The following is an 8,583-nucleotide window of genomic DNA, read 5'->3' as shown; positions in this document are numbered from 1 at the left end:
CGCCGACAACGTCCACATCACCTACCGCATCCACGGCGCCTCCCGCGGCCGCGGCGCCGCCACCGCCGCGCTCGGCCGCATCCTGTCGCGCGCCAAGGCGCCGGGCGTGCGCGAGGTGCACGCCGTGCGCGGCGTCTCCTTCACCGCGCACCGCGGCGAGGCCATCGGCCTCATCGGCACCAACGGCTCAGGAAAATCCACCCTGTTGCGCGCCATCGCCGGCGTCCTGCCCACCGAGTCGGGCCGCATCTACACCGACGGCCAGCCCGCCCTCCTCGGCGTCAACGCCGCCCTGATGAACGACCTCACCGGCGAACGCAACGTCCTCCTCGGCGGCCTCGCCATGGGCCTGCCCAAGCAGGACGTACTGGCCCGCGCAAAAGACGTCATCGACTTCTCCGGCATCGACGAGAAGGGCGACTTCTCCTCCCTCCCCATGCGCACGTACTCCTCCGGCATGGCCGCCCGCCTCCGCTTCGCCATCGCCTCGATCAAGGACCACGACGTCCTGATGATCGACGAAGCCCTCGCCACCGGCGACCGCGGCTTCCAGAAGCGCTCCGAAGCCCGCATCCGCGAACTCCGCGAACGCGCCGGCACCGTCTTCCTCGTCAGCCACAGCAACAAGAACATCCGCGACATCTGCGACCGCGTCCTGTGGCTCGAACGCGGCGAACTGCGCATGGACGGACCGACCGAGGAGGTCCTCCAGGAGTACGAAGCCTTCACCCGAGGCTGACGTAGGCTCTCTGCCGCACGCAGAAGCAGCCTGGGGGAAGACAGTGGGGGCACGTCATGACGGCTGAAGCAGGCCCGGCCGAGCACAGCAAGGAACACCCGGGCGAGCTCCGCGTCTCCACGCTCGAGCTCTTCTTCGACCTCGTCTTCGTCTTCACCCTGACGCAGCTGACCGTGCTGCTCGCCCACCACCTGACGTGGACATCCGCCGGCCGCGTACTGCTGATCTTCATCGTGCTGTTCTGGATGTACGGCGCCTACGCGCACCTCACCAACCAGGTGCCACCGGACCGCCCCGCCCGCCGGCTGCTGCTGATCGCCGGCATGGCGTCCTTCCTGCTCTGCGCCCTCGCCATCCCAGGCGCCTTCGGCGACGACGGCGTGGCCTTCGGCATCGGCTACCTGCTCGTGGTGCTGGTGCACGGCGCACTGTTCATCCAGGCCAACGGATGGCAGACGCTGTGGTTCGCGGCACCGAACGCACTCGGCGCCGCCCTCATCATCGCCGCGGGCGCGACCGACGGAACCGTCGCCGACGTGCTGTGGATCGCGGCGATCGCGCTGCAACTGCTGACCTCCCGGCTGGTGCTACGGCGCGCGGACGAGACGACGCGGGCGGAAGAGCAGCGGCTCGGCGGCGTCCGCAGCGACCACTTCGTCGAACGCCACGGGCTCCTGCTCATCGTCGCCTTCGGCGAGTCCGTCATCGCCATCGGCGTAGGCCTGGAAGAGCTCCCCCTGGACGCCGGCACCATCACCGCCACCCTCCTCGGCCTCGCCCTGGCCGCCGGACTGTGGTGGGCCTATTTCGTACGGGACGAGGACGCGGCCGAGGAGCGGCTCGCCGCCGCCGGACCGCAGGAGCGCTTCCGCCTCTCGATCAACGCGTACTTCTACAGCTTCATCCCGATGCTGCTCGGCATCGTCTGCCTCGCCGCAGGCGTGAAGAAGTCCCTCGGCCACCTCTTCGAACACCTGCACACCGGCCCCGCCGTGGCCCTGGCCGGCGGGGTGGCGCTGTACCTCGCCGGCGACGCCGCCTTCCGTACGGTCCTGGGCATCCGCCCACGCGCCGGCCGGGCCGCGGCGGCGGCCGTCGCGCTCGCGACCGTACCGCTGGGAACGCAGGTGAACGCCGCGGTGCAGCTGATCGCGCTCGTCGCGGTGATCGTGGCGCTGCTCGCGATCGAGTACCGCCTGGCGCCTTGCCCGACGTCCGAGGCGCCCGAAGCAACCGAGGAACCCGGAACGTCCGAAGCAACCGAGACCCCCGAACCGCCCACGACGCCGAAGGCATAAACCGCTGGCCTTGACGTCGGCGTCAAGGCGTAGCGTCACCGGCATGCAGATCGGCGAACTCGCGCGCCGGGCCGGCACCACCACCCGCGCGCTCCGCTATTACGAAGCCCGCGGCCTCCTCCCCAGCCGGCGCACGGCCAACGGCTACCGCGCCTACGACGAGGAACACCTGCGGCTGCTGCAGCAGATCCGGCTGCTGCAGGACTTCGGCTTCGAGCTGGAGGAGACCCGCCCGTTCGTGGAGTGCCTGCGCGCCGGGCACCCGCACGGCGACTCCTGCCCGGCCTCGATCGAGGTCTACCGCAGCAAGCTCGCCGAACTCGACACGATGATCGGCCAACTCACGGGCGTACGCGACCAGATCGCGGGCCAGCTTGCCCAGGCGGAGGCAGCGCGCGAAGAGGTGGCAGCCTCCGCCACGGACGCCCCGGAGCCGCGCTGCGAACTTGTGACCCCACTCCAGGAGGACCGGGCATGACCCAGCAGACCACCACCACCGCCCTGAAGACCGAGCCCGCCTACGTCACCGACGCCACCTTCGAAGCAGAGGTGCTGCGCAGCGACCTCCCCGTGCTGGTGGACTTCACCGCGACGTGGTGCCCGCCCTGCAAGATGATCAAGCCGGTGCTGGCCCAGCTGGCGGAGGAGGAAGCAGGCCGCCTCAAGATCGTCCAACTGGACGTCGACACCAACCCGGAGACCCAGGCCGCATACGGCGTCCTCTCGATGCCGACGCTGATCCTCTTCCGCGACGGCGAGCCCATGCGCTCAGTCGTCGGCGCCCGCTCAAAGCTGCGCCTGCGCCAGGAACTCCTCGACGGGGCGTACTGAACGCGAGGTTTCACGTGAAACCCGACGCATCGCTACGATGACCGGGGCCCGAAGCCGCAACTTCGCCTTGCGACTTCGGGCCCACCCGCTCGGCGCTCTACGTAAACGGCTGCAGCCGCGACCCGGCCGCCCACACCTGCAGCATCGCCCGGTCGACCGGCGTCACCCCGTACTCCCGGGCAATCGCCAGCGCCTCCCGCGAGAACGGGCACGAAGCCACGAACAGCGCTACTTCGGCCCGATGCTGTACCTTCGCCGCTCCGAGGAACCTCTGCATATCCGCACTCCAGACAGAGCGGAACGGCTGATACCGCTTGCACTGAACGATGAGGCGACTGCCGTCCGGCGTCACCCCAACGATGTCCACGCCCCGGTCCTTGCCGCCGATAACGCGCACATTCGTGCAGCCGTCGCGGATGCACAACTCGGCCACATACAGCTCGAAATCCCGCCAGTTCATGGCGTCGATGTCCGCCATGACCCCGGCGAGGGTGCGATCCTGCAGCGCAAGTTCATGCCCCTGCACATCCCGGCCCACGCGGGTGAGCTCCACCTCCATGCGCTGGGCTCGCTCGGTGAGTGCGAGGGTCGCCCTGCGCTGTTCCCCCGCGCTCTCGATGAGCGCGTTGATCATGGGTAGCAATCGCCCCACCGCAGCCTGGGCAGTGCGCTCCATGCGCTCAACGAGCGACTCCACCAGCTCGTGGCTTAAGTTATCCACAGGCTGCTGACGACCCTGCTCCTCGATGTCAAGCAGGTAGATACGCACCTGACGTGCGACTTCGCTGTCCCGGAGCAGCATGGCGACGTTCAAGACCGTGCGCCTGCTGAACAAGGCAACGGCGCGGGCCTTCGACTGCATGCCACAGAGTTGCTTGAAGTAACTCAGTTCTGCGCCTGACAGGACCCGATAGCCGTTGGCCGCCAACTCCTCTTGATGATCATGGACCATCGCCCTGATGACGTTCTCGCCGACCTCAAAGTAAGCCGCCACCATCGCCGTCGTCACATACGTGCCATCCGGCAGCAACGACAGCGCCTTGACCCGGTCCAGCACCTCAGTCCGCCGCATGACGCTGTCCCGCAGCGTCCGGGACTCCAGCAGCGCCGTTTCACCGTGTTCGCTCATTGTGCGAATCACCTCCGCCGCGAACACAATCAGTGACGAGCGCCCAACTGCACCGATCTTCAGACCAGTTCACACAATGGAACGCAATTTCGGCATTCCTGTGCGCACAGCACCCAACGCAACGTAATGCCATTCCCAGAACCACACTGCGAGCCACCGGCCGAGTCGCCTGCCGAGCACGCCCACGTCAGGCCGCCAATTCAGCCCACGGACGCCCGCCTACGTGCCACCACGGCCCAGGCATCGGCCTCCGCTCGGCCGATTACCACGCCCTCCACCACCACAGCACACAGCTTCAGCGCCCGCGGCGTGCCGGTGGTGACTCTCCGCAGACAGCCCCACCCGGGCCACCGGCTACGTCTGCGCCATGTCCACAAACCGCGAGTAGTGCCCCTGGAAGGCCACGGTGATCGTCGCCGTCGGGCCGTTACGGTGCTTCGCCACGATCAGGTCCGCCTCACCCGCCCGCGGGGACTCCTTCTCGTATGCGTCCTCACGATGCAGCAGGATCACCATGTCGGCGTCCTGCTCGATCGAACCCGACTCACGCAGGTCGGACACCATCGGCTTCTTGTCCGTCCGCTGCTCGGGACCACGGTTCAGCTGCGACAGCGCGATCACCGGGACCTCGAGCTCCTTGGCCAGCAGCTTCAGGTTTCGCGACATCTCGGAGACCTCTTGCTGCCGGCTCTCCGCCCGCTTCGAGCCGCCGTTCTGCATCAGCTGCAGATAGTCGATGACGACGAGCTGCAGGTCGTTCCGCTGCTTCAGGCGACGGCACTTCGCCCGGATCTCCATCATCGACAGGTTCGGCGAATCGTCGATGTACAGCGGCGCATCCGTCACCTCCGGCATCCGCCGCGCCAGCCGCGTCCAGTCGTCATCCGTCATCGACCCGGACCGCATGTGATGCAACGCCACCCGCGCCTCCGCCGACAGCAGACGCATCGCGATCTCGTTGCGCCCCATCTCCAGAGAGAAAATAACGCTCGGCAAATTACTCTTAATTGAGCAAGCTCGGGCAAAATCGAGCGCTAGCGTACTCTTACCCATTGCCGGACGCGCCGCGATGACGATCATCTGGCCCGGGTGCAGCCCATTCGTCAGCGAGTCCAGATCCGCGAAGCCCGTCGGCACCCCGGACATCTGCCCGCTGCGGGAGCCGATCGCCTCGATCTCGTCGAGAGCCCCCTCCATGATGTCGCCGAGCGGGAGATAGTCCTCCGACGTCCGCTGCTCCGTCACCGCGTAGATCTCGGCCTGGGCGGAGTTGACGATCTCGTCGACCTCGCCGTCGGCCGCGTATCCCATCTGGGTGATACGGGTGCCCGCCTCGACCAAGCGGCGCAGCACCGCCCGCTGGTGGACGATTTCGGCGTAGTACTCGGCGTTCGCCGCCGTGGGGACCGTCTGGACCAGGGTGTGCAGATACGAGGCGCCGCCGACCCGCGTGATCTCGCCGCGCTTGGTGAGCTCCGCGGCCACCGTGATGGGGTCGGCCGGCTCGCCCTTGGCGTAGAGGTCGAGGATCGCGCCGTAGACGGTGGCGTGCGCCGGGCGGTAGAAGTCGTGGGCCTTCAGGACCTCGACCACGTCAGCGATGGCGTCCTTCGACAGCATCATGCCGCCGAGGACCGACTGCTCCGCGTCCAGATCCTGCGGGGGGACCCGCTCGAAGGCCGCGGGAGCGCCGGCGCCGAAGGGGTCCTCCGGGCCGCGGTCGTGCTGTTCGCCGCCGCGGGGGCCGCCGTTCGACCGCCGGGAAACGGGCAGCCGGTCGCTCGGGCCGCCATGGTCGACGGGTGGATCGTCCACGTACTCCGACATCCCGCCCCTCCTCCCGGGCCGCGCCTACCGCCGCCGCGTCCGCTCTCCTTCTTACGGCACGACTCTGACAACTGAGACGTCCGGCTCCGCTTACGGCGCGTCGGCCGAGTGATACGCGAGGACCCTCGTGGGGACCGGGAGACGCCGGGCAGCCGCCCCACCGTAGGCGCCTGGTGAGACGCCCGCCAACTGACTCATCCACAGGGGGTGTGGATTACTCAACGCTGGCTGTGGATGAGTCAGTGATTACTGGGGACGGAGCGGGGGACAGTGCTGTGGACAAGCACACAATCACTCCGTGATCACTCCTTTGACCTGCGCTTTCGTCGTCCACCAGCGGTGGAGGAGAAAAACCTGGCGACGGGTTTCCGGATCGCGCGCGGAGCTAGCCGGAAGGGTTGGCTCCGAGTGTGCAGGTAAGGGTCATCCGGGTCTTGCGTCTCTTACCTGTGGAAGATTAGATTGGCTGTATGACCGATGCCCGCCTGACCTCGCCGTCCGGCTCTGCCCACCGCGGCGACGACCGTCAGGCGGAACGCCGCCGTAAGCGACGGCACGACCGCGAAATCATCGCCCTCGCCGTCCCCGCTTTCGGCGCCCTCGTCGCCGAGCCGCTCTTCATCCTCGCCGACACCTCGGTCGTCGGGCACCTCGGCACCCGGCAGCTGGCCGGCCTCGGCGTCGCCGCCGCACTGCTGCAGACCGTCGTGGCCGTCTTCGTCTTCCTCGCCTACGCCACCACCGCCGCCGTCGCTCGCCGCATCGGCGCCGGCGATACGCGCGCGGCGCTGCGCCAGGGGATCGACGGCATCTGGCTCGCCGCGCTTCTGGGCGGCGTGCTCGCCGCGGCCGCCATCCCGGCGGCGCCGTCGCTGGTGGACCTCTTCGGCGCCTCGCCCACGGCGGCCCCGTATGCCACCACGTATCTACGGATCAGCGCCCTCGGCATCCCGGCGATGCTGATCGTCTTCGCCGCGACCGGCGTGCTGCGCGGACTGCAGGATACGAGGACGCCGCTGTACGTCGCGATCGGTGGTTTCACGGGAAACATTGCTCTGAACGTCGCCCTCGTCTACGGCGCCGACCTCGGCATCGCCGGCTCCGCGTGGGGCACGGTCATCGCGCAGTGGGGCATGACCGCCGTCTATCTGCTGGTCGTGGTGCGCGGCGCCCGCCGCCACGGCGCCCCTCTCCGCCCTGATGGCGCCGGGATACGGGCGAGCGCGAAGGCCGGCGTGCCGCTGCTGGTGCGCACGCTGTCGCTGCGTGCCGTGCTGCTGATCGCCACGGCGGTGGCGGCCGGTCTCGGCGATGCGTCGATCGCGGCGCATCAGGTGGTGCTGTCGATCTGGTCGCTGCTGGCCTATGCGCTGGATGCGATCGCCATCGCGGGGCAGGCCATCATCGGCCGTTATCTCGGTGCGGGCGATGCGGAGGGGGCGCGGGTGGTGTGCCGGCGGATGGTGGAGTGGGGTGTCGCCACGGGCGTTGTGCTCGGTGTGCTGGTGGTGGCGCTGCGTCCGCTGATCCTGCCGCTGTTCACGTCGGATGCCTCGGTGCAGGACCGGTTGCTGCCGGCGTTGCTGGTGGTGGCGGTGACGCAGCCGGTGGCCGGGGTGGTGTTCGTGCTGGACGGTGTGCTGATGGGTGCGGGCGACGGTCCGTATCTGGCCTGGGCGATGATCGTGACGCTGGCGGTCTTTGCGCCGGTGGCGCTGCTGGTGCCGGCGATGGGCGGCGGGCTGACCGCGGTGTGGTGGGCGATGGGCCTGATGATGGCCACGCGGATGGCGACTTTGTGGTGGCGGGCCCGTTCGGGGCGGTGGATCGTCACGGGCGCGGTGCGGGCGTAGCGAGACGGGCGGAGCGCGGCGGCGGTGTCGCCGGGCGGCCTGCGCGGAAGGCGGCCAGGGGGCGGGCGTTCAGGGTCCGGTGCAGGTCAGCTGATGTCGCCGGGCAGTCGAGGAGCTGGCTCAGTGGATGCACGGCGAGGTCCAGTTCGGTGAGCGCGTACCAGGCTCGCACCAGGTCACGGCCCGCTTCCACCATCTCGGTCGGGCTGTCCTGCGCACCGGTGAGGACGAGCACGCTGCCGTCGTAACGCAGTAGTCCTGCCTGTGCACGCGCCAGCAGGCCGGGCAGGCCGAGGCGGTGCAGCGGGCCGAGTCCGGCGAGTGCCGCGCGGAAGGCCACCGCTTCCGCCGCGGAGAGGCCGAGGGCCTCGGCGGTGAGGCCGTCCCCGGCGGCATCGCCCCGGCGCAGCCGCAGCCAGGTGCGCAACTCCCGTACCACCGCCGGATTCCCGAAGAGCCACCGGTCCGCCCGCAGCGCCCGTGCGACCAGTGCTTTAGCTGGCAACTCGACCAGCGCCGTGCAGCGCAGCTGCTCCCGTACGCGCGCCAGCTCCTCCGTCCGCAGCCGCCCGTTCTCGTACGTCCCGCGGGCGCAGCCGCGCGCCGTGATGGTGCGGGCGGTGTACGGCGTCGAGTAGCACTCGCGCGCCGGGTGCAGCCGGGCGATTTGCCGCCGGTCGGGGTCGACGGCGATCTCGGCCCGTATGGGAAGGCCGGCGTCGGCCGCCGCGATCAGATAGGTCTCGATGAACGCGCCCAGCGACAGGTACAGATCTCGTCGGGTGGGGTCGCCTGCGGGGAGTTCGCGGGCGGGGTCCCAGCCGATGGTGAGGTGGTCGGCGTAGTCGAGGGTCCAGGGCTGGGTGTTGTGGGCGCTGGGGGCGCGGCGGGCGAGGGGTTCCAGGT

The 8,583-nt window shown here is 69.2% G+C and carries 8 protein-coding genes; 5 read left to right on the top strand and 3 right to left on the bottom strand.

The annotated features are described in order from the left end of the window. The 4 genes from G5C51_RS37090 to trxA all read left to right on the top strand — a co-directional run. A partial coding sequence (locus G5C51_RS37090; RefSeq protein WP_165244480.1) for an ABC transporter ATP-binding protein occupies positions 1-739 on the top strand: 739 nt, incomplete at its 5' end. A 56-nt stretch (positions 740-795) separates the two neighbouring features. Beyond that, positions 796-2,037 carry a low temperature requirement protein A gene (locus G5C51_RS37085; protein WP_165244478.1) on the top strand — a complete coding sequence of 414 codons (1,242 nt, stop codon included), beginning with the start codon at positions 796-798 and terminating at the stop codon, positions 2,035-2,037. A 43-nt stretch (positions 2,038-2,080) separates the two neighbouring features. After that, positions 2,081-2,515: a MerR family transcriptional regulator gene (locus G5C51_RS37080; RefSeq protein WP_165244476.1), complete on the top strand. Its 435-nt coding sequence runs from the start codon at positions 2,081-2,083 to the stop codon at positions 2,513-2,515. Continuing rightward, positions 2,512-2,868 carry a thioredoxin gene (trxA, locus tag G5C51_RS37075; RefSeq protein WP_165244474.1) on the top strand — a complete coding sequence of 119 codons (357 nt, stop codon included), beginning with the start codon at positions 2,512-2,514 and terminating at the stop codon, positions 2,866-2,868. The genes G5C51_RS37080 and trxA overlap by 4 nt, the downstream gene beginning before the upstream one ends. 97 nt (positions 2,869-2,965) lie before the next feature. On the opposite strand, the gene G5C51_RS37070 is transcribed toward trxA, so the two are convergent. Then, positions 2,966-3,997 (bottom strand): restriction endonuclease, encoded by a 1,032-nt coding sequence (locus G5C51_RS37070; protein ID WP_165244472.1) that lies wholly within the window; start codon positions 3,995-3,997, stop codon positions 2,966-2,968. Between the two features lie 354 nt (positions 3,998-4,351). Then, positions 4,352-5,824, bottom strand: coding sequence for a replicative DNA helicase (gene dnaB / locus G5C51_RS37065; protein WP_165244470.1), 1,473 nt, complete (start codon positions 5,822-5,824; stop codon positions 4,352-4,354). Between the two features lie 470 nt (positions 5,825-6,294). On the opposite strand from dnaB, the gene G5C51_RS37060 reads away from it, so the two are divergent. Then, positions 6,295-7,677, top strand: coding sequence for an MATE family efflux transporter (locus tag G5C51_RS37060; RefSeq protein ID WP_165244468.1), 1,383 nt, complete (start codon positions 6,295-6,297; stop codon positions 7,675-7,677). Here the strand turns inward: G5C51_RS37060 and G5C51_RS37055 are convergent. Continuing rightward, a partial coding sequence (locus G5C51_RS37055) for a nitroreductase family protein (protein WP_206314719.1) occupies positions 7,655-8,583 on the bottom strand: 929 nt, incomplete at its 5' end. The two genes, G5C51_RS37060 and G5C51_RS37055, sit on opposite strands and share 23 nt — an antisense overlap.

It is taken from the genome of Streptomyces coryli (assembly GCF_011044975.1).
GTDB lineage: Bacteria > Actinomycetota > Actinomycetes > Streptomycetales > Streptomycetaceae > Streptomyces > Streptomyces coryli.
This window is presented reverse-complemented; position numbering and strand designations above follow the sequence as displayed.

What these genes read in the sequence shown, in the direction of transcription:
- G5C51_RS37085 (WP_165244478.1), top strand. Translation starts at nt 796, where the DNA reads ATGACGGCTGAAGCAGGCCCGGCCGAGCACAGCAAGGAACACCCGGGC.
- G5C51_RS37080 (WP_165244476.1), top strand. Translation starts at nt 2,081, where the DNA reads ATGCAGATCGGCGAACTCGCGCGCCGGGCCGGCACCACCACCCGCGCG.
- trxA (WP_165244474.1), top strand. Translation starts at nt 2,512, where the DNA reads ATGACCCAGCAGACCACCACCACCGCCCTGAAGACCGAGCCCGCCTAC.
- G5C51_RS37070 (WP_165244472.1), bottom strand. Translation starts at nt 3,997, where the DNA reads ATGAGCGAACACGGTGAAACGGCGCTGCTGGAGTCCCGGACGCTGCGG.
- dnaB (WP_165244470.1), bottom strand. Translation starts at nt 5,824, where the DNA reads ATGTCGGAGTACGTGGACGATCCACCCGTCGACCATGGCGGCCCGAGC.
- G5C51_RS37060 (WP_165244468.1), top strand. Translation starts at nt 6,295, where the DNA reads ATGACCGATGCCCGCCTGACCTCGCCGTCCGGCTCTGCCCACCGCGGC.